The 25,236-nt window shown below is 73.6% G+C and carries 22 protein-coding genes; 10 read left to right on the forward strand and 12 right to left on the reverse strand.

Features of this window, described 5'->3' with window-relative positions; genetic code table 11:
- Positions 1–27 precede the first annotated feature (27 nt).
- A complete protein-coding gene (locus ACFWU6_RS09620) occupies positions 28–906 on the forward strand; it encodes a LysR family transcriptional regulator (RefSeq protein WP_383979968.1) in 879 nt (292 codons plus the stop codon).
- Positions 907–1,101: 195 nt separating this feature from the next.
- Here ACFWU6_RS09620 and ACFWU6_RS09625 read toward each other — a convergent pair whose 3' ends face one another.
- Positions 1,102–3,348, reverse strand: a complete 2,247-nt coding sequence (locus ACFWU6_RS09625) for a putative bifunctional diguanylate cyclase/phosphodiesterase (protein WP_383807413.1) — start codon at positions 3,346–3,348, stop codon at positions 1,102–1,104.
- The gene (locus tag ACFWU6_RS09630; RefSeq protein ID WP_383980180.1) at positions 3,345–4,175 is read right to left on the reverse strand and encodes an SAM-dependent methyltransferase; all 831 of its coding nucleotides are present in this window, start codon (positions 4,173–4,175) and stop codon (positions 3,345–3,347) included. Before ACFWU6_RS09630 ends, ACFWU6_RS09625 begins: the two co-directional genes overlap by 4 nt.
- A gap of 915 nt (positions 4,176–5,090) precedes the next feature.
- Here ACFWU6_RS09630 and ACFWU6_RS09635 point away from each other — a divergent pair.
- From ACFWU6_RS09635 to ACFWU6_RS09645, 3 genes are all read left to right on the forward strand, one after another.
- Positions 5,091–5,246, forward strand: coding sequence for a hypothetical protein (locus ACFWU6_RS09635; RefSeq protein ID WP_383807410.1), 156 nt, complete (start codon positions 5,091–5,093; stop codon positions 5,244–5,246).
- 36 nt (positions 5,247–5,282) lie between these two features.
- On the forward strand, positions 5,283–6,053 hold the full coding sequence (locus ACFWU6_RS09640) for a hypothetical protein (RefSeq protein WP_383807407.1): 771 nt from the start codon (positions 5,283–5,285) through the stop codon (positions 6,051–6,053).
- Between the two features lie 243 nt (positions 6,054–6,296).
- Positions 6,297–6,938 (forward strand): hypothetical protein, encoded by a 642-nt coding sequence (locus ACFWU6_RS09645; protein WP_383979974.1) that lies wholly within the window; start codon positions 6,297–6,299, stop codon positions 6,936–6,938.
- Positions 6,939–6,980: 42 nt separating this feature from the next.
- On the opposite strand, the gene ACFWU6_RS09650 is transcribed toward ACFWU6_RS09645, so the two are convergent.
- Entirely contained in the window at positions 6,981–7,481 is a 501-nt protein-coding gene (locus ACFWU6_RS09650; protein WP_383807401.1) for a hypothetical protein, read from the reverse strand.
- A gap of 365 nt (positions 7,482–7,846) precedes the next feature.
- On the opposite strand from ACFWU6_RS09650, the gene ACFWU6_RS09655 reads away from it, so the two are divergent.
- Positions 7,847–8,509: a class F sortase gene (locus tag ACFWU6_RS09655; protein WP_383979979.1), complete on the forward strand. Its 663-nt coding sequence runs from the start codon at positions 7,847–7,849 to the stop codon at positions 8,507–8,509.
- 39 nt (positions 8,510–8,548) lie between these two features.
- On the opposite strand, the gene ACFWU6_RS09660 is transcribed toward ACFWU6_RS09655, so the two are convergent.
- From ACFWU6_RS09660 to ACFWU6_RS09670, 3 genes are all read right to left on the reverse strand, one after another.
- Positions 8,549–9,451, reverse strand: a complete 903-nt coding sequence (locus tag ACFWU6_RS09660; protein ID WP_383979985.1) for a polysaccharide deacetylase family protein — start codon at positions 9,449–9,451, stop codon at positions 8,549–8,551.
- A 134-nt stretch (positions 9,452–9,585) separates the two neighbouring features.
- Positions 9,586–12,888 (reverse strand): bifunctional lysylphosphatidylglycerol synthetase/lysine--tRNA ligase LysX, encoded by a 3,303-nt coding sequence (gene lysX / locus ACFWU6_RS09665; protein WP_383979987.1) that lies wholly within the window; start codon positions 12,886–12,888, stop codon positions 9,586–9,588.
- Between the two features lie 133 nt (positions 12,889–13,021).
- A complete protein-coding gene (locus ACFWU6_RS09670; RefSeq protein ID WP_383804166.1) occupies positions 13,022–14,230 on the reverse strand; it encodes a CapA family protein in 1,209 nt (402 codons plus the stop codon).
- 414 nt (positions 14,231–14,644) lie between these two features.
- On the opposite strand from ACFWU6_RS09670, the gene ACFWU6_RS09675 reads away from it, so the two are divergent.
- Complete coding sequence (locus ACFWU6_RS09675) at positions 14,645–15,184, forward strand: sigma-70 family RNA polymerase sigma factor (protein ID WP_383804168.1); 540 nt, start codon at positions 14,645–14,647, stop codon at positions 15,182–15,184.
- A gap of 233 nt (positions 15,185–15,417) precedes the next feature.
- Positions 15,418–15,882: a hypothetical protein gene (locus tag ACFWU6_RS09680; RefSeq protein WP_383804245.1), complete on the forward strand. Its 465-nt coding sequence runs from the start codon at positions 15,418–15,420 to the stop codon at positions 15,880–15,882.
- A gap of 51 nt (positions 15,883–15,933) precedes the next feature.
- On the opposite strand, the gene ACFWU6_RS09685 is transcribed toward ACFWU6_RS09680, so the two are convergent.
- From ACFWU6_RS09685 to ACFWU6_RS09700, 4 genes are all read right to left on the reverse strand, one after another.
- Entirely contained in the window at positions 15,934–16,335 is a 402-nt protein-coding gene (locus ACFWU6_RS09685; protein WP_383804170.1) for a hypothetical protein, read from the reverse strand.
- 33 nt (positions 16,336–16,368) lie between these two features.
- Positions 16,369–17,229, reverse strand: coding sequence for an Fpg/Nei family DNA glycosylase (locus ACFWU6_RS09690; RefSeq protein ID WP_383804171.1), 861 nt, complete (start codon positions 17,227–17,229; stop codon positions 16,369–16,371).
- Between the two features lie 105 nt (positions 17,230–17,334).
- Positions 17,335–19,398, reverse strand: coding sequence for a SpoIIE family protein phosphatase (locus tag ACFWU6_RS09695; protein WP_383804173.1), 2,064 nt, complete (start codon positions 19,396–19,398; stop codon positions 17,335–17,337).
- A 7-nt stretch (positions 19,399–19,405) separates the two neighbouring features.
- Positions 19,406–20,734 (reverse strand): DUF6777 domain-containing protein, encoded by a 1,329-nt coding sequence (locus ACFWU6_RS09700; RefSeq protein WP_383979989.1) that lies wholly within the window; start codon positions 20,732–20,734, stop codon positions 19,406–19,408.
- A gap of 218 nt (positions 20,735–20,952) precedes the next feature.
- Here ACFWU6_RS09700 and ACFWU6_RS09705 point away from each other — a divergent pair, with 218 nt between their 5' ends.
- Genes ACFWU6_RS09705 through ACFWU6_RS09715 form a run of 3 tightly spaced genes read left to right on the forward strand, consistent with a single transcriptional unit; the run spans position 20,953 to position 23,296 of the window.
- Positions 20,953–21,306, forward strand: coding sequence for a YndJ family transporter (locus ACFWU6_RS09705; RefSeq protein WP_383804177.1), 354 nt, complete (start codon positions 20,953–20,955; stop codon positions 21,304–21,306).
- Positions 21,303–21,836: a DUF1990 family protein gene (locus tag ACFWU6_RS09710; protein ID WP_383979991.1), complete on the forward strand. Its 534-nt coding sequence runs from the start codon at positions 21,303–21,305 to the stop codon at positions 21,834–21,836. The genes ACFWU6_RS09705 and ACFWU6_RS09710 overlap by 4 nt, the downstream gene beginning before the upstream one ends.
- A gap of 20 nt (positions 21,837–21,856) precedes the next feature.
- Entirely contained in the window at positions 21,857–23,296 is a 1,440-nt protein-coding gene (locus ACFWU6_RS09715) for a lipase maturation factor family protein (RefSeq protein ID WP_383979993.1), read from the forward strand.
- Here the strand turns inward: ACFWU6_RS09715 and ACFWU6_RS09720 are convergent.
- Together ACFWU6_RS09720 and ACFWU6_RS09725 are read right to left on the reverse strand one after the other, a co-directional pair.
- Complete coding sequence (locus tag ACFWU6_RS09720; RefSeq protein ID WP_383979995.1) at positions 23,282–24,265, reverse strand: NAD-dependent epimerase/dehydratase family protein; 984 nt, start codon at positions 24,263–24,265, stop codon at positions 23,282–23,284. The two genes, ACFWU6_RS09715 and ACFWU6_RS09720, sit on opposite strands and share 15 nt — an antisense overlap.
- Positions 24,266–24,505: 240 nt before the next feature.
- Positions 24,506–24,679, reverse strand: a complete 174-nt coding sequence (locus ACFWU6_RS09725; RefSeq protein WP_383804251.1) for a hypothetical protein — start codon at positions 24,677–24,679, stop codon at positions 24,506–24,508.
- Positions 24,680–25,236 lie beyond the last annotated feature (557 nt).

Raw genomic sequence — 25,236 nt, forward strand, 5'->3', positions numbered from 1 at the left:
CCCTATTGCTCGGCGTAAGATGGAGTGATGCAGTTCCAACAGCTCCTGTACTTCGTGGCCGTCGCCGAGACCCGGCACTTCACCCGGGCAGCGGAGCGCGTGCACGTCGCCCAGCCCTCCCTCTCGCAGCAGATCAAGGCGCTCGAGAGGGAGCTCGGTGCGGAGCTCTTCAGTCGCGCGCGGGGCAACATCGCGCTCACCGACGCCGGCGAGGCCCTGCTGCCGTTGGCCCGGCGCATCCTCGCGGACGCGGACACGGCCCGGCTGGAGGTGCAGGAGCTGGCGCAGCTGCGGCGCGGCCGGGTCCGGCTGGGCGCCACCCCGAGCGTGTGCACCGGCCTCCTGCCGGATGTGCTCCTGGCCTTCCACACCGCGCATCCGGGGATCGAGCTGCTGATCGAGGAGAGCGGCTCTCTGGACCTCGTGCGGGAGCTGGCGCGTGGAGCGCTGGACCTGGCGCTGATCGCGCTGCCCCTGCCGCCCTCGGCCCCGGCACTGACGACGGTGGAGCTGCTGACGGAGGATCTGGTGGTGGTCTCCTCGACGGACCTGCCGGCGCCCGGCGGGGGTGGCGAGCTGACCATCGCGGGGCTGCGGGACGAGCCGATGGTGATGTTCCGCCACGGCTACGAACTGCGGGAGCTGACAGTGACGGCCTGTCGAGCGGAGGGCTTCGAGCCGGTGTTCACCGTGGAGGGCGGCGAGATGGACGCGGTGCTCGGTTTCGTCCGGGCCGGGCTCGGCGTCGCGGTGGTCCCGGCGATGGTGGCGCACCGCGCGGCTCCGGGCCTGAGGACGACACCGCTCGTCGGCTCCCCCCTGCGCCGCACGATCGCCCTCGCGCACCGCACGGACGTGGCTCCCCCGCGCGCGGCCCGCGAGCTCCAGCGGATGCTGATCGGCTGATCGGCGACAGGCCACCCGCGCGGCTCAGGCGGTGCGTATGGGCAGCACCCGGTCGAGCCCGGGCGCGGGACGGAGGCGGGACTGGACTGACCCGTACGTCCGACGGCCACCCCGCACCGGCCGGCCCCCGCGGGCGGGGCCGGCCGGTGCGGAGCGCGGGGCCGGGGGTTTCGTCAGGAAGGGCCGGGGGCCTCGTCAGGAAGGGGTGGGCACGGCGTCCGAGAGGGAGAGGGTATGGATGCGGTCCGGGGAGCCCGGGCGGGCGTAGTACCAGCCCTGCGCGGTGTCGCAGCCCAGGGCGCGGAGCTGGGCGGCCTGCGCGCCCGTCTCCACGCCCTCCACGGTGACGGCCAGTTCGAGGCTGTGGGCCAGGGCGACGATCCCCTCCACGATCTTGACGTCGACCGGGTTGGCCGGATGGTGCTGCATGCCCTGGGTGAAGGACCGGTCGAGCTTCAGGACGCTGACGGGGAGCCGTCGCAGATTGGCCAGGTTCGAATAGCCCGTGCCGAAGTCGTCGAGGGCGATGTCCACACCCAGCGCGGCGAGCCGGCGCAACGGTTCGAGGAGCCGGTCGTCGGCACCTATCAGGGCCGACTCGGTGACCTCCAGGCACAGGGCTCCCGGTGCCAGGCCCGACTTCTCCAGCACCGCGATGGTGTCGGCGACCAGTCCCGGATGGTGCAGCTGGGTCGGGGAGAGGTTGACGTTGATGCGCAGGGAGGCGCCGCCGCGCCGGCGCTGCCAGTTGCGGGCCTGCCGGACGGACTCCTCCAGCACCCAGCGGCCGAGTGGGACGATCAGCCCGGTCCGTTCGGCGAGCGGGATGAAGCGGTCCGGGCCGAGCACCCCGTACTGCGGGTGCGACCAGCGCACCAGCGCCTCGGCCCCGTGCACGCTGCCGTCGTGCATGTGGACCAGGGGCTGGTACTCGATGAAGAACTCGCCGCGTTCCAGCGCCGCCGGCAGGGCGTTGGTCAGCCCGTGCCGGGTGATCGCCCGGGCATCGGCTTCCGCGTCGGCGAATTCGAAGCGGTTGCCGCCCGCGGCCTTGGCCCGGTACATGGTGATGTCCGCGCTGCGCAGCACCTCCGCCGGGGTGCGCTCCTTGGCGCGTCCCTCGACGATGCCGATGCTGCCCCGGACCGTGAGCTCCCGGCCCTCCAGGCGGATCGGCGTGGACAGTGCGGACAGGATGCGGACCGCGAGGTCGGTGACCTCCTCCTCCGTGTCGGAGCCGGTGGTCAGCGCGACGAACTCGTCGCCGCCCAGCCGGGCGACCACCTCGCCGGGGCCGGTCGCGCAGCTCTGCAGCCGGTCGGCGACCTCCACCAGCAGCCGGTCCCCCGCCGAGTGGCCGAGGCTGTCGTTGACCGCCTTGAACCCGTCGAGGTCCAGGTAGCACAGTCCGAAGCGGCTGCCGCCGGCCCCGCTGAGGGCCTTCTCCAGCCGTTCGAAGAACAGCGTCCGGTTGGGCAGGCCCGTGAGTGCGTCGTGGGTGGCCTCGTAGCGCAGGCGCAGATTGAGCAGCCGCCGCTCGGTGGTGTCCTCCATCAGCGCCAGCTGGTACTGCGGCACCCCGTCGGCGTCGCGCAGCAGCGACACCGTGAGGTTGGTCCAGAGCACGGTGCCGTCGTGGCGGTAGTACGGCTTCTCCACGCGGTAGCTCTCGCGCTCGCCGCGCACCAGTTCGCCGTACATCCGCCAGACGTGCGGGGTGTCGTCCGGGTGGCCCCACTCGCTGACCTTGCGGCCCCGGACGTGGCCCTCCAGGCCGCCGAACATCTGCAGCAGCGCGTCGTTGGCCTCCAGGACGTTGCCCTCGAGGTCGGCGATGCCGATGCCGACGGCCGCTCCCTCGAAGACCGCGCGGAAGCGCGCCTCGCTCGCGTGCAGGGCCTGCTGGGCGTCGATGCGGGCGGTCAGCGCGGAGCGGGCGATGGCCTCCTGCTCCTTGAGGGTGCGCTCGCGCAGGGCTCGGGCGAAGCCCGCCGCGATCCCGTGCTGGAGCCGGGCGCAGCGCGACCGGTACTCCTCGGTGGCGTCCACGCCGGAGCCGTCGAGGCGCTCGGTGCCCTGCGAGCCGCAGTAGAGGACCAGGTACGACTCGACCACGCCGAGGGTCCCCGCCAGGGCCTCGGGGTCCGTGCAGTGCACCGCGACGAGTTCCGCCCCCACGCGCTGGGCGACGGCGGCGTCGAAGGGGCGCGCGTGCAGGGCTTCGGTCAGCGTCCGGGTGAGCGGCACGAGGTGCCGTTCGAACTCGGGCCGGGTCAGCGAGGTCGCCGTGACCGGGAAGATCGCCCGGCCCCAGATGGTGGCGAAGCGGGCGATCCGGTCCTCCAGCCCGCCCTGCGGGGAGGCCGCGGCCGCTGGGGCCCGGTCTCCCGACGGTGCCGCGTCGGCGGTCGGCGTGCCGGCCGTCTGTGCCGGGAGTCTCACGCCTTGCGTCCCACGCCGCCGAAGCCCGAGAAGGCGTACGGGTCCTCCTCCGCCTCCGCGTCCTGCGGGCCCGCAGGGGCCTCGGGACGCCAGTCGGGCATCGAGACCAGACCGGGCTCCAGCAGCTCGAAGCCGTCGAAGAAGCCTCGGATCTGCTCTCCGCTGCGCATCACGAGGGGGTTGCGGATGTCGCGGTAGACGCCCACGGTTCCGCCCGCGACCTCCTCCGTGAGCGGGATGCCCTCGTAGGAGGCGTGGGTGAGGATCAGCAGACTGCCCGGGGCCAGTGCGTCGCGCAGCGCGGCGACAGCGGCGTACGGCTCGTCGTCCTCCTCCAGGAAGTGCAGGACGGCGACGAGCAGGAGGGCGACCGGCCGGTCGAGGTCCAGCAGCCGGGTCACCTCGGGAGCATCCAGGATGTCCTGCGGCTTGCGCAGGTCGGCGGCGACGATCCCGCTGTGCTCGTCCCCGGCGAGGACGGCCTGGCTGTGCGCCACGGCCACCGGATCGTGGTCCACGTAGACGACGCGGGCCCCGGGACTGGCGGCCTGGGCGATCTCGTGGACATTGCCGAAGGTGGGGATGCCGGAGCCGATGTCGAGGAACTGGGTGATCCCCTGGTCGACCGCGTGGCGGACGGCCCGGCGCATGAATGCCCGGTTGGCCTGCATGATCTTGGGCAGGCCCGGCATGAATTCCATGGCCCGGCGGGCCGTCTCTCGGTCGACCTCGAAATTGTGGGAGCCGCCCAGGTAGTAATCGTAGATGCGGGACACGCTCGGCACCGAAATGTCGATGCCTGGCGGGGCCCAGGCGGGGCGCTCCATCGGGGTCTCCAAGCCTTGTTCCTGCGGCGGTCCGTCCGAGTCGGACTCCTGTCCGAAGCCGAATGTACTGATCATTGCCCAACAGGGCGAGCAAAAGCGGAAATTGGCGATCCGTTCTTCGTCACACACCAAAGGCGCAGGCCCGCCCCCCAGGCGGCAATGACCGATACCGACAAATACCTTTTGGGAATTGATCGGTGATCGATCGGACCAGCCGTGCAGCCGATCGAGAACTGGCTCAAACCTCTATGCTCGACACTCCACCCGTTCAGGCGAACCGGGTTGAATCCTCGCGTGCGCGGGCGCACGCGGGCCCATGCTCCCCGGGTGAACAGAGCCTGTGCCAGGCGCCTGCTGGCGGTCCCGGTCCTGCTGTGGGCGGCCCTGGCCGTCACACCGGCCGTGGCTGATAGCAGCGCCTACGCGACGACCGATTCCGGCGACGGCACGCACGCCGCCGCCGTGGTCGCGGCGGCCCTCGGCGGCGTCCGCGGCGGCGGTCCGGGTGGCGGACATCACGGAGGCCACCACGGCGGCGGTCACGGCGGCGGTCACGGCGGAGACCACCACGGTGGTCACCACGGCGGTCACCACGGCGGAGGTCACCACGGGGGCCACCACTGTCCGCCCCCGCCCCCGCCTCCGCCGCCTCCGCCCTGCCCGCCGAAGCCGACACCGACGCCGACGCCCACCCCCGAGCCCACGCCACCCCCCTCACCGACCCCTCCGCCCGAACCCACGCCGCCCCCGAGGCCCACCCCGCCGCCGGCTCCCCCGCCCCGGCCCGCCCCCGAACCGGTGCCGAAGCCGGTTCCGAAGCCGGTGGTGCCGCAACCGGCCCCCGCTCCGCCCCGGGCGACCAGGGCTCCCGCCCCTCCGCCACCGGCTCCCGCCCCTGCGCCACCGGCTCCCGCGGTGACCCCGCCGCCGGAGCGGGCGGTGGCGGTGGCCCGTCCGACGTACCGCACCCCCTCCCGCAAACCGGTCGAGCACCACATCTCGCCGGTGACCTTCACCCTGCTGACCGCGGCTCCCGCGGTGCTCGCGATCGTCGCGCTGCGCCCCAGGTAGCCCAGGAGCCCCACCTGTAACCGATTGGGAGTCATCTTGTCGGAATGGCTCGTCCTGTCCCTCGCGATGGCCGCCGCGTGTGCCGTGGTGCTGTCCATCGCCTTCTTCAACCACCGCAGGATCGGCGAGGACGACGATCCGAACGAGACCCCCGATGTCATCGAGTACATGACGATGATGATCGGGGTGATCTACGCGATCGTGCTGGGCCTGGCGATCGCAGGTGTCTGGGAGGGCCGGGGGGCCGCCCAGGAGTATGTGCGCCAGGAGGCGCAGGCCCTGCACGAGATCAGCGTCCGCTCCGAGGTCTACCCGGCCGAGGTGCGCAAGAGGATCCGGTCCGACGTCGACGCGTACGTGACGTACGTGGTGGACACGGAGTGGAGGGAGATGGCCGACACCGGCGCGCTCACGGACCGCGGACGGGAACTGCTGGACCGCATCCGCCGGGACGTCACCGACTACGAGCCGCAGACCGACCATGAGGGTCAGGCGTACCAGCCGCTGGTGGACCAGGTCGCGGTCGCCGACGACGCGCGCAACGCCCGCGGCCAGAGCGCCGGGGCCACGATGCCCGGCGTGGTGTGGTTCGGGCTGATCGCCGGCGCCCTGGTGACGGTGGGTCTGATCTTCACCCTGCAGATCCGGCGCTCCTTTCGGGAGCTACTGCTCGCCGGGCTGTTCAGTGCGCTGATCGCGTTCCTGCTGTTCCTGATCTGGGACTTCGACGCCCCGTTCGGCCGGGGCATCGCGGCCACCGCGGAACCGTTCCTCGCCCAGTTCCCGCACCTGGACCTGAAGGGCTGACCCCTGAACGGCCGGCCCGCGGCCCGACGCCGACGTCGGGCCGGGGGTCGCGGCCGACGCCGGCGTCCGCAAACCGGGTACGGGCCTCCCGTCCCCGGTTCGGCCTATCGGCATGCCCCATTCGCCCGTTCCTGATCGCGGGTCACCCCGCCCGCGCCTAGCGTGGCGGGCATCGAGGCGCACGACCCCCCACGTGCGGAAATCCGTTCCGCGGCTGCTCCTCGGGGATCCGGAGAATCAACCATGGGTGCGATACGTACCTCCGCCACAGCCCTGCTGACCGCCGGCGCCACGGGCGCCGTACTCGCGCTCGGCATCCTCGGCGCGCCCACTGCGAACGCGGCAGAGGCGGCCCCCATCACGTCGTTCGGTTTCACCCTCACCCCCTCCACGGTCGCCCCCGGCGGCCAGGTCGTGCTCGCGGTCACCGGCTGCAACGCCGCCTTCGCCACCGCCTCCTCCGGGGTCTTCGACACCGTGAGCATCGCGCGCGGCAGGACCGCGCTGGTCACGGTGGACAGGGACGCCCGGCGCGGAGCCCAGTACTCCGTCTCCTTCACCTGCAACGGGGAGAACGGCTCGGCCGACCTGACCATCACGGGCGGTACGACCCGGCCCACCACCAGTTCCACGACCGGTGCCACGAGGACCGCCGCGCCCGTTCCCCCGCCTGTTCCCCCGCCTGTTCCCCCGCCCGTGGCCACCACCGGCCCCCGCCCCGGCACCACCGCCCCCGACTCCGCCCTCGGGGTGCGCGGCGGGCTCGGTGGCAGCGTCGCCGGGCTGGATCCGCTGGAGCTCGGCGCGGGCGCCGGGCTCTTCCTCGCCGCCGCGGGCGGCAGCGTGTACGCGCTCCGCCGCAGGTACGGCGGCCGGAGCCACTGAGCCCCGCCCGCGCCCCCGGGTCCGACCGGGGAGGTCGGCCCGTCAGGCCCGTCCGCCGATGGGGCGCCGACGGCGCATCACGTGAACGCCCGCGCCCAGGGCCGCCGCGCCGACCAGGCCCGCACCGATGGCGGTCTCGGCGGTGGACGGGCCGAAGGAACCGCCGATTCCGCCCTGGGAGGGATTGCCCCGGAGGATGGTGAAGCGGTGCGTCGCCACCAGGCTGCTGTCATTGCACTTGACCGACAGCGTGTGGTGGCCCGGAGAAGCGTGGTTGAAGATCCGCACGGTGGCGAAGCCGATCGAGCCCGCGGACAGGTTGGCCGGCGGAAAGTTGCCGTGCGAGGTGACGGTACCGCCGTGCCCGCAGCCCGACGCGCTCACCTGCATCGTGGATCCCTGGTGCACGGAGTACGGGTTGACGGAGATGTTGCTCGGACCTCCGCCCCCGCCCTGAGGGGGGTTGGCGGAGGCGAACGGGGCACTGAGGGCGACGACGGCGCAGGCCGCCGCCGTCACGGTGAGAGCGCGGAAAGCACGCATGGTGGAACCTCCAGCGGGAAGCGCCCCGGAGCGTCGGCCCCGGATGATCGACGAGAACGCCTCCCACGACGAACCCTCGGTGCGGTCCGCAACCGCCGCATTTCCGCCTTTGGGCCGCCCGGTTGAGCGACACGCCGAAGAACGAGCGCCGGAACTGACGGACCCGCAGGTCACGACCCGTCAGGCGTTTATGTGACGATTACCTGGATGGGCGCACCCCTTCCGGCCCCTTGCGCCGTGCGCCACCCGTTCGCCCCTCCCCCCTCGCCGTCCCGCCGACACAGCCTTAGCGTGCGTGAAGCAGGGCGTACGGGGGTGGGAACGGCGAACGCGGGTCGGGACCCCCGCGTCGGGAAGGGAGAACGATGGGCGAGGACGAGACCGGGCAGTCACGCAAACGCTCACCGTGGGGCGTGCTCGCCCTGGTCATGCTCAGCGGCCTCGCCATGGTGCGTAACGGTGTGGACGTCGAGGACGGGCCGCCCCAGCCCACCGCGGCCTCGGCCGTCGCGGTGCGGGCCGACCAGCTGCCGGCGAACCCGCCGGCGCCGCCGGCGGACATGGAGGTGCTGGAGCACTCCTCGGTGCAGCGCGTACGCATCCCCACGATCAACGTGGACGCCCCGGTGATGACGGTCGGGCTGGACGCGGAGGGCTGGATCGACGCTCCGCCGCCGCAGGAACGCAATCTCGCCGGCTGGTACCTCAACGGCATCTCGCCGGGCCAGCGCGGATCCGCGGTGATCGTGGGCCACGTGGACAACGCACAGGGCCCGGCCGTCTTCTACGGCCTGGGCTCGGTCAAGCCGGGCAACCAGATCGAGGTGGAGCGCTACGACGGGCGCACCGCGGTGTTCGAGGTCTACGGCGTGGAGGTGTTCTCCAAGGACGCCTTCCCCGGAGCCCGGGTGTACGGAGACACCGGGCACCCGGAACTCCGGGTGATCACGTGCGGCGGCGGCTACTCGAAGTCGGGCGGCTACGACGGCAACGTGGTGGTCTTCGCGCGGATGGTCGAGGCCCGCTGAGGGGGCCCCGCGCCGCAGCCCCGCCGGGGAGGCCGCTCGTCAGCGGGGCTGCGGTGCGGGCAGGGTCGGGAGGGTCATCCGGTAGCCCCGCGCGAGCAGTTGGGGCAGGTACGCGTTGACGGCGCGGACGCTCTGCGAGCGGTCGCCGCCGGCGTCGTGCGAGAGGACGATCACGCCGGGCGCGGCGCCCTTCAGGACGCGCGAGACGATGGCGGTGGTGCCCGGCTCGGTCCAGTCCAGGCTGTCCACCGTCCAGGCGAGCGGCTCCATGCCCAGCTCGGCTCCGATCTCGAAGGCGGCCCGGTTCCACGCCCCGTACGGTGCCCGGAACCACAGCGGAGCCTCCCCCACGGCCTGCCGTACGACCTCGCTCGTGCGGCCGATCTCGGACAGCAGGGCGGGTCGGCTGAGCTTCGGGATGAGGGGGTGGGTCCACGTGTGGTTGCCGATGACGTGCCCCTCCGCGACCATCCGGCGCAGCAGGTCCCGGTTCTCGGCGGCCATCTCCCCGCAGACGAAGAACACGGCGCGGACGCCGTGGCGGGCGAGGCAGTCCAGGATGCCCGGGGTGTAGCGGGGGTCGGGGCCGTCGTCGAAGGTGAGGGCCATGGCGCCGGCGGTGCTGGGGTCGGCCGGGAGTCCTTCGATGGGGCGGGTCCGTACGGCGGGTTTCACGGCGGGCGGCCGGGCGGGGGCCTCGGCGGTCATCGGGCTCAGCCGGTACGACGTATCGGCCGCCGCGCGGGGGAGCGTGCCGGGCGCTCCGGCGGCTGCCCGGGGCCCCGGTCCGGCCTCGGGGCCGGGGCCCTCGCCGGTGCCCGGCGGGGGCCCCGGCAGCCCCTCGCCGCCGGTCGTGACCAGTCCGGCGGCGGCCGCGACTCCGAGGAAGACGGCGGTGCGCAGGAGCACGCGTCGCCCTACTGTCGGCTCGTCATTTTTCATTATTACTACGTATCAACGACACCGGCGCAGATGTCGAGAGGCGCGGACGCCCCCCCGTCCCCTCACCCGCACGGACCAGCGGGCGCGCGCCGGGGGCGGCGGGCCGGCCGGGGGCGGCCGGCCCGCCCCACCCCTCAGCCGCGCCGCACCAGCGGGAACGGCAGCGTCTCGCGGATCGTCAGTCCCGTGAGGAACATGACGAGGCGGTCCACTCCGATGCCGAGGCCACCCGTCGGCGGCATCGCGTACTCCAGGGCGTCGAGGAAGTCGTTGTCGAGCTCCATCGCCTCCGGGTCGCCGCCCGCCGCCAGCAGTGACTGGGCGGTCAGCCGGCCCCGCTGTTCGACCGGGTCGGTCAGCTCCGAATAGGCGGTGCCCAGTTCGGTGCCGAAGGCGACCAGGTCCCAGCGCTCGGCGAGCCGCGGGTCCCTGCGGTGCTGGCGGGTGAGCGGGGAGACGTCGGTCGGGAAGTCCTTGTAGAAGGTCGGCAGCTTCGTCCGCTCCTCCACCAGCCGCTCGTACATCTCCAGCACCACGTCGCCGCGGGTGTCCTCGGGGGCGTGCGGCACCTTGGCGCGGTCGCACAGCCGGCGCAGGACGTGCTCCCCGGTGTCGGCGTCGACCTCCTCGCCGAGGGCCTCGCTGATGGCCCCGTACATCGTCTTCACCGGCCAGGTCCCCGAGATGTCGTGGACGACGAGTTTCCCGTCGGGGCCCGCCTTGTGGGCGACGGGCGAGCCGAAGGCCGCCGTGGCCGCGCCCTGGATCAGCTCACGGGTGAGGTCGAGCATGACGTCGTAGTCGGCGAAGGCCTGGTAGGCCTCCAGCATCGTGAACTCCGGGTTGTGCTTGTAGGAGACCCCTTCGTTGCGGAAGGTGCGGCCCATCTCGAAGACCTTCTCCATGCCGCCGACGCAGAGCCGCTTGAGGTACAGCTCGGGGGCGATGCGCAGGTACAGGTCGAGGTCGTAGGCGTTGATGTGGGTGCGGAAGGGCCGGGCGTTGGCCCCGCCGTGGATCTGCTGGAGCATCGGGGTCTCGACCTCCAGGTAGCCGCGCTCCAGCAGCCCCTGCCGCAGGGCCTGCACCGCGGTGGAGCGGGCCCGTACGACGTCGCGCGCCTCGGGGCTGGCGACGAGGTCGAGGTAGCGGCGCCGGACCCGGGCCTCGGGATCGGCGAGGCCCTTGCGCTTGTCGGGGAGGGGCCGCAGGCACTTGCCGGTGAGCTGCCAGGAGCCGACGACGAGGGACAGCTCGCCGCTCTCACTGGTGCCCACCCCGCCGGTGGCGACGACGTGGTCGCCGAAGTCGACCTGGGAGGTGAAGGAGTCCAGCACCTCCGGGCCGGCCTCGTCGCGGGTGAACATCAGCTGGACGTCGCCGGACCAGTCGCGCAGGACGGCGAAGACCACGCCTCCGAGGTCCCGTACGAGCATCACGCGGCCGGCGAGGGTGGCCTGTTCCCCGGTGCGGGTGCCGGGCGGACGGCCGGGGTGGAGGGCCTTGAGCTCGGCGGCGGTGTGGGTGCGCTGCCGGATGCCGACCGGGTAGGGGTCGGTCCCGGCGGCCCGGATGCGCTCCAGTTTCTCGTGGCGCACGCGTACCTGCTCGGGCAGCCGCTCGGCGGGCGCGGCCGCACCGCCCCCGCCCGCGGCGTCCAGGTCCATGGAGGCGATGGAGGGGAGGCCCTCGGTGTTGGCGGGGTTGGTGAGGCCCCGGGGGTGCCCGTTGCCCCACAGGGTGCGCAGGCTCGGTACGGAGACGAAGCCCTCGGCGATGCCGGAGGCGAGGCTGACCCGGGCGAGGGAGCCGGCGTCCTGGTAGCAGAGGAAGCGCGGGTACCACTCGGGGCCGTACTTGACGTTCGAACGGTACAGCGCCTCCAGCTGCCACCAGCGGGAGAAGAACAGCAGCAGTCTGCGCCACAGCCTGAGGACGGGGCCGGCGCCGATCCGGCCGCCCTCCTCGAAGGCGGAGCGGAAGACGGCGAAGTTGAGGGAGATCCGGCGGACGCCCAGGGCCGGGGCGGCGGCGCACAGCTGGGCGACCATGAACTCCATGACCCCGTTGGGGGCGCTGCGGTCGCGGCGCATCAGGTCCAGGGAGATGCCGTCCCTGCCCCAGGGGACGAAGGACAGCAGGGCGATCAGCTCCCCCGTGCCGTCGAAGGCCTCCACCAGCAGGCAGTCCCCGTCGGCGGCGTCGCCGAGCCGGTCCAGGGCCATGGAGAAGCCGCGCTCGGTCTCGGTGTCGCGCCAGGTGTCGGCGCGGTCCACGATCATCTGCATCTCGTCCTCGGAGAGGGCCGAGTGCCGGCGGATGACGGTGGTGGCGCCGGTGCGCCGGACCCGGTTGACGGCCTGGCGGGTGACGCGCATGTCGCGGCCGTCGAGGTCGAACCGGGCGACGTGCAGGATGGCCTCGTCGCCGAGCTGGAGGGCGCCGAGCCCGGAGCGGGCGTACGCGGTCGCGCCGTCCTCGGAGGCGCCCATGACGGCCGGCTGCCAGCCGTGGCGGCGTGCCACGGTGAGCCAGGCGTCGATGGCGGGGGTCCAGGCCGCGGGGTCGCCCACCGGGTCGCCGCTGGCGAGGCAGACCCCGGCCTCGACGCGGTAGGTGACGGCGGCCTTGCCGCTCGGGGCGAAGACGACGGCCTTGTCGCGCCGGGTCGCGAAGTAGCCGAGGGAGTCGTTGCGGCCGTAGGCGCCGAGGAGGGCGCGGATGCGGGGCTCCTCGTCCCCGTGCAGGGCGGCCGTGAGGCGCTGGGAGCGGAAGAGGGCGGCGGCGGCGTTCAGCAGGGCGACGGCGCCGAAGAGGCCGAGCAGGAAGTACAGCGGGCGGGGCGGCCGCCCGTCGAACTGGCGGGCGGAGAAGAGGCCGCCGAAGACCTGCTTGGCGGCCCAGTCCAGCCACTGGCCCCGGGGCAGGGTGCCGGGGAAGAGGGCCACGAGGCCCCATCCGGCGAGCACCGCGGCGAGCAGGCCGATTCCGAGCACGATCATGGCCCGCCACAGGGCGCCGGGCCGCGAGGCCGCGTAGAACTCGTTGCGGGCGGCGATCAGGACCGCGAGGGCGGCGACGGCGACGGCCATGGAGGGGACCCCGACCCCGTACTCCCCGTCGGCCATGGTCAGTACGTCGACGAGGATGAGCAGGGCCAGGTAGGTGACGACGATCCACCAGGCGACCTTCTTGCGGGTGCCCAGGGCCGCGGCCAGCAGGAAGAGGAAGACCGCGTACGCCAGGTTGGCGCTGACCGGTACGACGATCAGGTCGAGGAAGTGCACGACGGGCCGCAGCAGCCGCCTGAGCGTCGGGGAGAGCGCGAGCAGGGCGCACAGCAGGCCCAGCGTGCCGAAGAACGCGCCGAATGCGTCGGGCACCCGGTTCAGGAAGCGGTTCCGGGTCCCGTGCGTCTCCTCCAGGGTGGCACTCATGGTTCGCACTGTAGGGAGGGCGGCGCCGGTCCGCGCGGTGAGCGCGGTGGTCCCCGGCCCGCCGTAACGGCCCCTGGTCACGGCGGGACGCCCGCCGTGACCGTCGTCCCGTAGCGGCCGGTGCGGGCGGCGGCTACCTGGCCGCCTTCAGGCCGTCCTTGGCAGCGCCGCGGCTGAGCACGGCCTCCGTGACGGCGTCCTGCGCGCTCTCGTAGTCGCCGCGGCCGGGTTCCTGGGCCAGGCTCCTGGGGAGGTTGACGACCTTGCCCGAGGCGAGGTCCATCATGTACGGCACGAACTCCGCCCCCGTCACCCGCCAGCGCTGTCCGGCCGCGGCCGGCGGGGCGAAGGTGAAGCGGCCGAGCGAGCCGTAGTTGCCGCGCATGTCGCGGGCGCCGGAGTGGTTGAACATCTCTCCGGCGACCTGGTCGCCCATGCCGTAGACGATCCAGGTCCCGTTGACCTTCTCGTAGGCCTGCGGGATGTGCGCGTGCGTGCCCAGGATCATGTCGATGTCCGGGCGGCCGCCGGTCTGCGAGGCCGTCAGCGCCCGGCCGAGCGCGAGCTGCCGCCCGTCCGGCTCGGTCTGCCACTCGGTGCCCCAGTGCAGGCTGACCAGGACCACGTCCGCGCCGGCCCTGCGGGCGGCCCGCGCGTCCGCGACGATCTTGTCCTGTTCCATCAGGTTGACCGCCCACGGCCGGCCCTCGGGCATCGGGTAGCCGTTGGTGTCGTAGGTGTACGCGAGGTGCGCGACCTCGGCGGTGCCCGCCGTGTACGTCGTCGCCGTGGCCGCCTCGGCCGCCGTGCGGGCGGAGCCCGCGTGCTTCAGCCCGACCTTGTCGAACCGGTCCAGGGTGCGGCGCAGGCCGTCGGCCCCGTCGTCCAGGGTGTGGTTCGAGGCCGTGGAGCAGCCGTCGTAGCCCGCGTCCTTGAGCGCGTCGGCGACCGTCGGCGGGGAGACGAAGGCCGGGTAGCCGCTGAACGGCCCGTCGTCCTCGCCGTAGATGGTCTCCATATGGCACAGGGCCAGATCGGCTGCCGACACCAGCGGCTTGACCTGGGAGAACATCGGTCTGAAGTCGTGACCCCCGCCGTCCGCGTCGTTCGCGGCCTGCCGGATGACCGAGGTGTGCGGCAGGACGTCGCCGGTCGCGACGAGGGTGAACCCCCGTGCGGCCGGCGGCCCGGCCGCACGGGAGGACGACGGTCCGGAGGACTCCGCGAGGCGGGCCGGCGAGGACCTCCCGGCGGCGGAGCAGCCGGCGGCCGCCGACAGGACGAGGGCCGAAACGGCGAGGGCCGACAGAAGGGTGACGGCCTTCCGGGTGGGTGTGTTCATCTGACCGACCTTCTTACGTACGACTATCCGAAGATCTGCAATCCATAGAAAGAGATGCCGCACGTCAAGGGAGCAGAACCGGCCGCCCGCCCCCGCTCACTCCGATGGCAGCCCCTCCCCCTCCGGCGGGCCGCCCCCACCCCGACGGACCCCTCCCACCCCAACGCACCCCTCCCACCCCGCGGGCCGCTCCCACCCCCGCGGCAGCCGCGGACCACCCGGTGCCGTTCGCCGCGCCGTTCGACCGTTCACCGCCCGGCGCGGCCGCCCACCGGATCACGCGGGTGCTTGGGCGCACCACCGGGACCGGACGGTTCCGGGGCGACCCGGTGCAGGTCAGGGTGGACGCGTCGGCTCCCCGCGGCCGCCGCCCCCGCCCGTCCCACGCCCCGCCCGTCCCGGAAGGAGCCCCACATGCCGCTCTCCCCCGCCCTCCGGCGCACGGACCCCCGAGCGCTGGCCGGGCTCCAGCTCGATCACGGCCGGGCCCTGTTCGGATTCCTCCTCGGGCTCACCGCCGGGGACGCCCAGCGGGCCGAGGACCTCGTACAGGAGACCCTGGTACGGGTCTGGCAGCACCCGGAGGCGCTCGCGAGCGGCCACGAGTCGATGCGTCCGTGGCTGTTCACGGTGGCCCGGCGGCTCGCGATCGACGCCCGCCGGGCCCGGCTGTCACGGCCGCAGGAGGTGGACGCCGAGGGGCTGGAGCAGGCTCCCGCGCCCGAGGACGCCGTCACCGGCTCGGTCACGGCGATCGACGTCCGCCGGGCGGTGGGCTCCCTCGGGCCGGAGCACCGCGAGGTGCTGGTGCAGGTCTACTTCCGCGACCGCTCGGTCGCCGAGGCCGCCGCGGAGCTGGGCATCCCGGCCGGGACCGTCAAGTCCCGCACGCACTACGCCCTCCGAGCCCTGCGGAAGGGCCTTGAGGGATACGGGTACGACCTCGGCGCCTGAGGAGGCCGAGCGGCGGCCCGCCCGCCCGGAACGGCACGAAACCCATCCGGACCGGACAGGAAACACGCCGAATTCGTCATCAGAGCGTTCAAGTTGAGTAAACATGCCCCGCTCCTCGAGCCGCTCGGGGAAGGCTCGGGGGCATACGACGGGACGCTCGACGCGCGGGAGAGGACGAAACGGTGCAGCCCGAGGGTACGAACGGCACCAGTGGCGGTGGGCTGGCGGTGCCCATGGCCTGGCTCTACGCCGAATACATCGCGGACGAACTCCTGCGCACGGGCCGGTTGATCCCGGTCAGCACGCTGGAGTTCCGGGCCGGGCGCGACACCCTCGCGCTGACGATCTACCTCGCGGACGCGGGGGGCGAGCTCTCCGGAATCCGGGTGGTGTCACAGCTCGACGAGTGGATGTCCCTGACGGCATGGGGCCACCCCTGGCGCGACTGGGTGCACACCCGGTTCCTCGCGCTGGGCGAGGCCGCGCGCGAGCGCGGCCTCGACGAGGACCCGGATCTGGAGCTGGCCCGGGCCGCGTGGCGGTGGCTGGACGGCACCGAGCTGTTCGCCACCAACCTCGACCCCGGTCGCCGCGGCTACGCGGACACCCCGCCGGGACTGGACGAGAACGCACGGGTGTGGACCCCCGCATGGCAACTGGGTCTGCCACTGGGCCACTTGGCGATGCACCTGTTCTGAAACCGCCGCCCGCACCCGCACCGGGCCAAGACTGCGCGGGACCACGCGGGACTACGCGGGGCGACGCGGGTGCGGTGCCTGCGCCGGGTCCGTCACCAGGCCGGTGAAGTCTGCCTCGTTGCGCTCGGCACGGGTGACGTACCACCGGGCGATCAGCCACATCACCGGGTACACCGCCAGGCCGAGCGCCCACCACACCAGCGGCCCGGACGGATCGCGCGGCAGCGCGAACACCAGCGGCAGCGTCCCCACCGGCAACACCAGCGCGGCCAGCGCCCAGAGCGCCGCACGCAGCTGGCTCCGCATGAGGGCCCGGACGTAGGTGGCGCCGAGGGTGGTCTGCTCGGAGATCTCCGAGCGCGCCGGAGTGTACGCGGCCGGCCGGCGCCGGGCCCCCCGGGGCACCCCGGTGACGGTCTCGCGCCGGGGCGGCGACTGCTGCTCCTCGGCCATGAACGGGGATTCTACGCAGCGCACGGTCAACGGTCATTTGAGGAGCCGTGAGAGCCGCCGGTCCGCCAGGGGCTTCCCGCCGGTCTGGCAGGTGGGGCAGTACTGGAGGGAGGAGTCGGCGAAGGACACCGAGCGTACGGTGTCCCCGCACACCGGACACGGCTCGCCCGCCCGCCCGTGCACCCGCATGGCGGTCTTCTTCTCGGCCTTGAGATCCCCCGCCGCCACCCCGTGCGCCCGCGCCACCGCCTCGCGCAGGGTGTCCCGCACCGCCTCGTGGAGCCGGCCGGCCTGCTCCTCGTCGAAGGAGGCGGCCAGTTTGAAGGGCGAGACCCGGGCCCGGTGCAGGATCTCGTCGCTGTAGGCGTTCCCGATGCCGGCGATGACGCCCTGGTCGCGCAGGACGCCCTTGATCTGGCGCCGCTCCCCGGCGAGCAGCGCCGTGAAGGCCTCCCGGTCGAACGCCTCGGCCAGCGGGTCGGCGCCCAGGCGCGCGATGCCGGGTACCTCCAGGGGGTCGCGCACGATGTACACCGCGAGCCGTTTCTGGGTCCCCGCCTCGATCAGGTCGAAGCCGCCGCCGCCCTCCAGCCCGACCCGCAGGGCGAGCGGCCCCTTGCCGGGGCGCGGCGGCTGCTCGGGCAGCGAGTCCCGCCAGCGCAGCCAGCCGGCCCGCGCCAGGTGGGTGACGAGGTGGAGCTCGCCGATCGGCAGGGCGAGGAACTTGCCGTAGCGGGCGGTGGTCCCGGCCGACCGGCCTTCGAGGGCGGTGGGAGGCGGGTCGTAGGTCTTGAGCACGCTCACGGCCAGCGGGAGGACGCGCTCGACGACCCGCCCGGTGAGGTGCGCGTCGAGGTACTCCCTCAGGGCCTCGACCTCGGGCAGTTCGGGCATGCCTCAAGCCTGCCGCCGGCCCACCCGTACCGCGACCTGGGCGCCTCCTGGGCTCCGCCCGGACCACGTCCCTGCCGAGGAGGCCCATTCCGGGCGCCGGGACCCTCACGTCACCACGAACTCGCACCACACGCACTTCCCGCTTCCCCTCGGCTCCACCCCCCACACGTCCGCCAGCCGGTCCACCAGCATCAGTCCCCGTCCCGACACCCCCGCCTCCCCCGCGTCGCGCCGTCGCGGCAGCGCGCTGGAGCGGTCCTCCACTTCCACCCGCAGCCGCCGCTGCGATCCGTGCAGGACCCGCAGGGTCACGATCGCCGGGCCGTCCGTGTGCATCAGCGCGTTCACGATCAGCTCGTCCGCGACCAGCTCGATCTCGTCGGTCCGCTCCCGCGCACCCCACGCCCGCACCGCCGCACCGATCATGTGCCGGGCCGCCACCAGCGCCTCGGGATCGCCGGGAGCCACGTGCTGCCGGAAGCGGCCGCCCGCCCGCGGGGCGTCGTCGATCCGGCGGCGCAGCAGCAGGAGCGCCATGTCGTCGTCACCGCCGCGCTCGTCGACGACGCCGCAGAGGCGGTCCGCGAGCAGCCGCAGGTCCTCGGGGCCGGTGCGGATCAGCTCGGTGAGCAGCCGGATGCCGTCGTCGAGGTCCGCGCCGGGCTGCTCCACCAGGCCGTCCGTGCACAGCAGGAGCGTTTCTCCCGGTTCCAGCTCGACCGTGGTCACCGGGTACTCCAACCGGCCGAACTCCGCCGACAGGCCGAGCGGCATCCCGCCGCCCACCACGACCCTGCGGCAGCTCCCGTCCCGGTTCCGCACGAGCGGGTCGATGTGGCCGGCCCGCACCGTCTGGAGCACGCCCGTCGAGAGGTCGGCCTCGACGTAGGTGCAGGTGGCGAAGCGGTCGGTGTCCAGTTCGTGCAGGAAGACGGAGGCGCGGGCCATCACGGTGGCCGGCGCGTGCCCCTCGGCCGCGTAGGCGCGCAGCACGATCCGGAGCTGGCCCATCACCGCGGCCGCGTGGGTGTCGTGGCCCTGGACGTCCCCGATGACCGCGCCGACGCGGCCGCCGGGCAGCGGGATGACGTCGTACCAGTCCCCGCCGATGTCCTGGCCCATCCGGGCGGAGCGGTAGCGGACCTCGATCTCGGCGCCGGGGACGGACGGGATGCGCCGGGGCAGCATGGCCTGCTGGAGGCCCTCCGCCAGGTCGTGCTCCTGCTCCAGGAGCATGGCCCGCTGGAGGCTCTGCGCGATGCTGCTGCCCAGGGCGACGAGCAGGTTCCGCTCGTCCTGGTTGAAGCCGTCCTTGTCCTGGTAGAGCAGCCCGATGGCCCCGATCGGGCGGGCCTGCGCGATCAGGGGGAGGTAGGCGGCAGCGGAGATCCGCATGGAGGAGACCTTCGCCCAGAGCTCGGGGTAGTCCTGCGCGAACTCCTGCGCGGAGTTCAGGAAGCGGGGCTGGAGCGAGCGGACGACCTCACTCATCGGGTACTGCTCGTCGATGCGGGTGTAGCGGGTGCCGGGCACGAAGCTGCCCTCCGGCCCCTCGGCGACGAGGTGGATCCGGCCCGCCTCGACGAGGCCCATCACCATGCCCATCGACCCGAGGCGCTCCAGGCCGTGGGCGTCGCCGAGCGCGTCGATGACGTCCTTGACGGTCCGGGCGTGGGCGAGGGCGGCGGTGGTGCTCTCGACCACCGAGGTCTGGCGGCGCCGCTCCTCGTCCAGGCCCAGGCGCTCCGCCGAGTGGCTGAGCTCCTCGGTGGCGTCGCGGACGATGCCGATGATGCGGAACGGGCGCCCGTCCGCGCCGCGCATCACCCGCCCCTGGGTGTGCGTCCACCGCAGGTTCCCGTCGTGGCAGCGGATGCGGAAGTAGGCGCCGTAGCTCTCGACGCCGCTCTTGAGCGCACTGGAGACGAGGGCGTCGAGCCGGGTCGCCTCCGCGGGCGGGACGCGCGCGGAGAGCGACGCGGGTCGGCCGTCGTAGTCGCCGGGGGCCGTGTCGAAGACGTCCAGGGCCGCTTCGTCGAGGTGCATGAGGCCTGTGACCAGGTCCCAGTCGAAGCTGCCCATGCGGTTCAGCTGGAGCGACCGGTCCGGGTGTGCGGGCCAGTCGTCCGGCAGCGATACGGCGGTCGGCACCGGTCCACCATGACACACGGGCCGGTCAGGCGCTCTCCAGCGAGAAGCCCGGGTCCGGGGGTTGCTGCTGCTCGTCCGGGACGGCGTACGGGTCCGCGTCCGGGTCGCCGTCCGGCTCCGCGTACGGGTCCGTGAACGGGTCGGCGTACGGGTCGGCGTACGGGTCGGACGGCGGTGGCGCCGGGTCCTCGGGCTCCGGAGGCAGCCCCTGCTCGTCCGGAAGCCGCGGCGACGGGTCGGACGGGTCGGTGCGCTGCTGCGGCGGCGAGGGAACCCCGGAGGGCGGCCGCTGCTGCGGCGGGGCGGCCGGATCGGACGGCAGGCTCGGGTCTGCCTCCGCGTTCCCGCCGGGCGGGCAGTCCGTCGCTCCGGGCTTCGGGGCGCCGGGCGGGACGGGCGCCGGGGTCGCGTCGGGAGCGGCGGGCGTGCCTCCGGGCGGGGTGGGGGGCGCGGTACGGGCGAGGCTGTTGCTGACCGGGCTCGGGCAGGGGTCCTCCGGTCGGGTTCCGGGCGGGGTGGCGGGCCCGTCGGGGATGCCGTCGGCCGGGTCGTACGGGGGCGGCACCTGGGGGGTGCGGTCCTGGGCGCCGTCGTCGCCGGCCTTGCGCTCGATCCAGGTGTTGTCGGCGACGTTGACGATCACCAGGTTGACGATCGCCTGGATGGTGGGCTCGATGACGACGACCTGGTTGGGCTGGTAGCCGTTCCACGGGTCGCCCTTGTCCACCGGGGAGCCCTTCGCCGCGCGCGGGGCGAGCAGCGGGTTCCCGCAGGCGCAGCGGACCCGGGGCATGCCGTGGTCGTCGACCAGTACGGCGGTGCCGGCCTGCAGGACGGACTGGAAGCTGTCGGCGCGGCCGCCGCTGAAGCCGTGGTTGGTGACCCGGGTGTCGGCCCGGAGCACGACGGGGGTCAGGCCCCGCAGGAAGTCGGGGATCCTCGCCTGTTCGATGCCGGACGCCTCGGCGAAGGCGCGGGCCTTGGCGTCGTCCGTGGTGAGGTGGCCGACCTGCTGCTCCACGTCGCAGCTGCCGAGGCGCTGGGTTCCGCCGTACAGGCCGGGGGTGGCCGCGTTGACGGTGCGGATGCCCTGCCCGGTCGGGTTGGGCAGGGGCGGCTGCACCGGGGCGGACTCCCCGGTGGCGGTGGAGGCGGTGAAGGGGTCGGGGCCCGCCGTTGCCACCGGCTGGAGGTGGACCTCCCGGCTCTCGGCACCAGCCGCGCCGACGGGCTGGTCGGAGCCGCCGCATCCGGCCGCGAACAACCCGAGGACCGTGAAGAGGGCCGCGCCGGCGGGCCCGTGACGACGCGGCGCCTGACGAGGTGTCGGAGGTGTCGGTGCGTGCACGTGCATGTCTCCCTTTCGCCCCGGTTGCTGCCTCCTGTCTGCCGCATCCACGCCGGTGCCGCAACCGGAGCGCCGCGGCCCGGACGCCCGCGGGGGCACGTCGGAGCCGCGCGCGCCCACCGCGGACGACCTTTCTTCTTGAACATGTTCAAGCAACGCCGTAGGCTCAGGGTAGTGAGTTGAACGCGTTCAAGGCGTTCGGCCGCCTATCGGGGGAGCCCAGGGTGACGGTACTGGTGAACATGATCGTCACCCTGGGCATGATCTACGTCGTCCCGGTCGGCCTGCGGCTGATCGACCCGGCGGGACTGCGCCGGACGGCCCGCCTCTGGCCGCTGCTCCCCGCCCCCGGGGCGCTGTGCCGGTGGCTGCCGCGCGGAGCGCCCGCCGCCTGTCTGGCCGCGCTCTACGCGGCAGCCTCGCTCGCCCTGGCGGCCCGGGCTCCGGCCCGGCCGCTGCCGCGGGACCGTCGGCCGGGGCCGGCCGAGGTCGCCGTCGCCACCGCGCTCGCCTCGCCCCTGTGCTCGGTGCTGGCCTGGCGCCGACTGACCGCAGACCGACTGGAGATGACCCCATGACCCGCCTCATCAGCACCGGCCGGGACACCGTCAACTATCCCGACCGCGGCGCCACCGCCCGGCGGCCCCTCCCCGCCGGCTACCACCACCTGCACCACCGCACCCGCGTCGGCGACGGACGCGCCGCCTTCGAGGCCGCCGGGACCGCCGTCACCACCTTCCTCGTGCACCGGACCTCGGGGATGGGGGTGCGGACCGACGTCGGCGCCGCCCGCCCCGGCGCCCGCGTCGAGGTCGGGATCGGCCTCGGTCCGCTGCGGATCACCGCTCCGTGCCAGGTGATCTGGACGGCGTACGAGCCCGCCCGGATCGGTTTCGCCTACGGGACCCTGGACGGCCACCCCGAGTGCGGGGAGGAGTCCTTCCTCGTCGAGCGCGACGCCGAGGACCGCGTGTGGTTCACGGTGACGGCCTTCAGCCGCCCGAACCGCTGGTACACCCGCCTCGCCGGGCCGGTGGTCCCCTTCCTCCAGCTGCGCTACGCCCGCCGGCTGGGCCGTCACGTGCGCGGGCTGGCCGCCTCCGCCTGACCGGGCCGATACTGGAGGTGATGGACTGGTTCACCGCGCCCGGATACTGGCTGGGCCGGCTGGTCTTCCAGCGGGCCCTCGCCGGCGTCTACCTCGTCGCCTTCGTGGGGGCCGCCCTGCAGTTCAGGGCCCTGATCGGGGCGCGGGGCATGCTGCCCGTCCCGCGCCACGTCCGGTACGTGCCCTTCCGGCGCGCGCCGAGCCTGTTCCAACTCCACTACTCCGACCGGTTCTTCGCGGTCTGCGCCTGGACCGGGGCGGCGCTCGCCGCGGCGCTGACCGCGGGCGCGGGGGACGCGGTGCCGCTGGGTGCGGCGATGGGGCTGTGGGCCCTGCTGTGGCTGCTGTACCTGTCGATCGTGAACGTGGGGCAGACCTGGTACTCCTTCGGCTGGGAGTCCCTGCTGCTGGAGGCCGGCTTCCTCGCGGTCTTCCTCGGCAACGCGCGGGCCGGGCCTCCGGTACTGGTGCTGTGGCTGCTGCGCTGGGTGCTGTTCCGGGTGGAGTTCGGAGCCGGGCTGATCAAGATGCGCGGAGACCCCTGCTGGCGCAGGCTCACCTGTCTGTACTTCCACCACGAGACGCAACCGATGCCGGGGCCGCTCAGCTGGTTCTTCCACCACCTGCCGAAGCGGGTGCACCGGATGGAGTGCGCGGCCAACCACGTCACCCAACTCGTGGTGCCGGTGCTGCTGTTCACTCCGCAGCCGGTGGCCTCGTACGCCGCCGGGGTGATCGTCGCGACGCAGCTGTGGCTCGTCCTGTCGGGGAACTTCGCCTGGCTGAACTGGCTCACCATCGTGCTCGCGCTGTCGGCCGTGGACTTCACCGGACTCGCGGGCGCTCCCCCGGCCGCCGCCGCGCGCGGGGGGCCGCTCTGGTACGTGGTCCTGGTGTGCGCGGTGACCGTGCTGGTGCTGGTGCTCAGCCGGCACCCGGTGCGGAACATGCTCTCCCGCCGCCAGGTGATGAACCGCTCCTTCGACCCGCTGCACCTGGTGAACAGCTACGGGGCGTTCGGCTCGGTGGGCCGGACCCGGGAGGAGGTGGTGGTGGAGGGCACCGCGGACCGGGTGCCGCGCCCCGACGGCGACTGGCGGGAGTACGGCTTCAAGGGCAAGCCGGGGGACGTGGGCCGGCTGCCGCGCCAGTTCGCCCCCCGGCACCTTCGCCTCGACTGGATGATGTGGTTCGCGGCCCTCTCCCCCGGCTACGCGCGGGACTGGTTCGGGCCGTTCGTGGAGCGGCTGCTGGCGGGCGACCGGGACACGCTGCGGCTGCTGGGCCACAACCCGTTCCCGGACGCGCCGCCGGTGTACGTACGGGCCCTGCTCTACCGCTACCGCTTCACCACCCGGCGGGAGCGGCGCGAGACGGGTGCCTGGTGGCACCGCACGCCGGTGCGCGAGTACCTCCCGCCCACCCGCCTCGCGGACGCCCCGGCGTCAGAGGCCGAGTAGCGCGGCCTCCCGGTCGGCCGCGAGGCCCGGCGCGGGGCGGTCGGGGCGCTGCGGGGGAGCTCCGTCGAGCGTCCGGAGCCAGGCCCAGGTGTCGGCCACGGTCTCCTCGACCGGACGGCACGCGAGTCCTGCGGCCACGGCCTTCGACACGTCCCCGCCGTGCATGAAGGCGTGCGCCTCGCCCTGCGGCACCCAGACCGGGAGCTCGGTCCAGGGCTGGACCCCGGCCTCCTCGATGAGCTGCGGGTCGGTCCAGCGCAGTTCGGCGCGGCCGCCGGTGGTGGCGGCGCACGCGTCGAGCAGGCGGCCCATCGTGGCGTGCCCGGCCGGGCAGAGCAGGTTGTACGCACCGCCGAGGCCGGCGGCCGAGGCGTCGAGGGTCCAGCGCGCGAGGTCGCGCACGTCGATGTAGCGGATCGGGAGCGCGTGGGGCCCCGGAGCGAGCACGGGGCCGCCCCGGGCGGTGCGGTTGAGCCACCACGGCAGCCGGCCGACGTTCTCATACGGGCCGAGGATCAGCCCCGCGCGCACCAGGAGCGCGCGGTCGCCGAAGGCGTCGACGGCGGCGAGTTCGGCGCCGCGCTTGTCCTCGGCGTATGCGGTGGCCTCCGCGTCGGGCGAACCCTCCACCAGCGGGCCATTCTCATCGAGCCCGGCCGGGGCGGGGTAGGCGTAGACGGAGCGGCTGGAGACGTAGGAGTAGCGGCCCGCGCGCTCGCGCAGCAGCCGGGCGCTGTCGCGGACGGCGGTGGGGGCGCCGCCCCAGGTGTCGACGACGAGGTCCCACTCCCCCTCGGCCAGCGCGTCCAGGCCGCCGGGGGCGGTGCGGTCCCCGTGTAGGGCGGTGGCGCCCGGCGGGGGCGCGTGGTGTCCGCGGTGGAAGACGGTCACCTCCCAGCCCCGGTCGAGGGCGTCCTCGGTGACGGCCCGTCCGACGAATTCGGTCCCGCCCAGCATCAGCAGTTTCATGCCCCCAGCCTGCCCGGGGGGACGGACGCGGCGGAAGCGGTGATCGCCGACAGCGATGACGCTCACGGCGTACGCGATGCGGGAACTCGCCCCCGTGCCCGGCCTGTCCGCAGCGCGGCCGGCCGACGGGGCCAGCCGGCGGGCTCCCGGACGGGCCGGGACAGGGCGGCGCCCCCCGACACCGTTTCGCGCGGGGGGCGTTCGCTCGTGTTTGCGATCCGGACTGCTTTTCGCTCCGGACTAGTCGATGCCGCGCAGGATGTGCGACTCCGCCGGGTCGTCCTCGTACCCGGCGAGCCGGATCGGGGCGGACAGTGCCCAGACCTCCAGGCTGCCGAGCTCATCGCTCCGGGTGGTGGACCGCCACCCCGTTCGCTCCAGGACCATCGGTTCGGGCTGCGTCGTTTCAGTCACCGCGCACTCCTTGTGTCGCGTGACCCGGCAGGCTGACCGCACGCCGGGCAAGGGATAAAGGGTTTCCGGACGCGGTGGCGCCTTGGTGGAGCGCGGCCCGGGTGGGGGCCGACTTGATGCCCCTCAGAGTACACATATGAGCGGACCCCCGCTCGATGGAAAGGCAAAATCCGCTCCTTCCTCGTGTCGCCGCTCCGAGTCCGGCACGCCGCGGGCCGACAGCCCGTGGCGGGTGGCCTGCTCTACGCCGGGTTCCTGCGGAGCGACGGGGGGAGCGGCGATGGCCCGGTCCGGGGTTCCGGAGTCCCAAAGGCCTTGCGTCACAACCGTGCAGGAGCTGGTGGACCTCCTGCACGCCTGCCGCGGCGGGGACCCGGCTCGTCAGGTCGAGCATGCGCTCCGCGCGGCGGCGCCGCTGCGCGGATCGCGGCCTCTCCCCGAAGAACGGCAGGTCAAAGGCGTGATCCATGGTCTGGACCTCTTGCTCCGTCCGGGTGAGCACGGGCCCGGCGCGGGAGGCGTGGGCAGCGGCGAGCCCCACGACCGGGGTGCAGGAG

The sequence above is a fragment of the Streptomyces sp. NPDC058674 genome (assembly GCF_042716505.1).
In the GTDB taxonomy this organism is placed as follows: domain Bacteria; phylum Actinomycetota; class Actinomycetes; order Streptomycetales; family Streptomycetaceae; genus Streptomyces.

Bases quoted from the DNA above. Each gene is read 5' to 3' on its own strand.
- ACFWU6_RS09620 (WP_383979968.1), top strand. From the start codon at position 28: ATGCAGTTCCAACAGCTCCTGTACTTCGTGGCCGTCGCCGAGACCCGG.
- ACFWU6_RS09630 (WP_383980180.1), bottom strand. From the start codon at position 4,175: ATGGAGCGCCCCGCCTGGGCCCCGCCAGGCATCGACATTTCGGTGCCG.
- ACFWU6_RS09645 (WP_383979974.1), top strand. From the start codon at position 6,297: ATGGGTGCGATACGTACCTCCGCCACAGCCCTGCTGACCGCCGGCGCC.
- ACFWU6_RS09650 (WP_383807401.1), bottom strand. From the start codon at position 7,481: ATGCGTGCTTTCCGCGCTCTCACCGTGACGGCGGCGGCCTGCGCCGTC.
- ACFWU6_RS09655 (WP_383979979.1), top strand. From the start codon at position 7,847: ATGGGCGAGGACGAGACCGGGCAGTCACGCAAACGCTCACCGTGGGGC.
- ACFWU6_RS09660 (WP_383979985.1), bottom strand. From the start codon at position 9,451: ATGAAAAATGACGAGCCGACAGTAGGGCGACGCGTGCTCCTGCGCACC.
- lysX (WP_383979987.1), bottom strand. From the start codon at position 12,888: ATGAGTGCCACCCTGGAGGAGACGCACGGGACCCGGAACCGCTTCCTG.
- ACFWU6_RS09670 (WP_383804166.1), bottom strand. From the start codon at position 14,230: ATGAACACACCCACCCGGAAGGCCGTCACCCTTCTGTCGGCCCTCGCC.
- ACFWU6_RS09675 (WP_383804168.1), top strand. From the start codon at position 14,645: ATGCCGCTCTCCCCCGCCCTCCGGCGCACGGACCCCCGAGCGCTGGCC.
- ACFWU6_RS09680 (WP_383804245.1), top strand. From the start codon at position 15,418: ATGGCCTGGCTCTACGCCGAATACATCGCGGACGAACTCCTGCGCACG.
- ACFWU6_RS09685 (WP_383804170.1), bottom strand. From the start codon at position 16,335: ATGGCCGAGGAGCAGCAGTCGCCGCCCCGGCGCGAGACCGTCACCGGG.
- ACFWU6_RS09690 (WP_383804171.1), bottom strand. From the start codon at position 17,229: ATGCCCGAACTGCCCGAGGTCGAGGCCCTGAGGGAGTACCTCGACGCG.
- ACFWU6_RS09700 (WP_383979989.1), bottom strand. From the start codon at position 20,734: ATGCACGTGCACGCACCGACACCTCCGACACCTCGTCAGGCGCCGCGT.
- ACFWU6_RS09710 (WP_383979991.1), top strand. From the start codon at position 21,303: ATGACCCGCCTCATCAGCACCGGCCGGGACACCGTCAACTATCCCGAC.
- ACFWU6_RS09715 (WP_383979993.1), top strand. From the start codon at position 21,857: ATGGACTGGTTCACCGCGCCCGGATACTGGCTGGGCCGGCTGGTCTTC.
- ACFWU6_RS09720 (WP_383979995.1), bottom strand. From the start codon at position 24,265: ATGAAACTGCTGATGCTGGGCGGGACCGAATTCGTCGGACGGGCCGTC.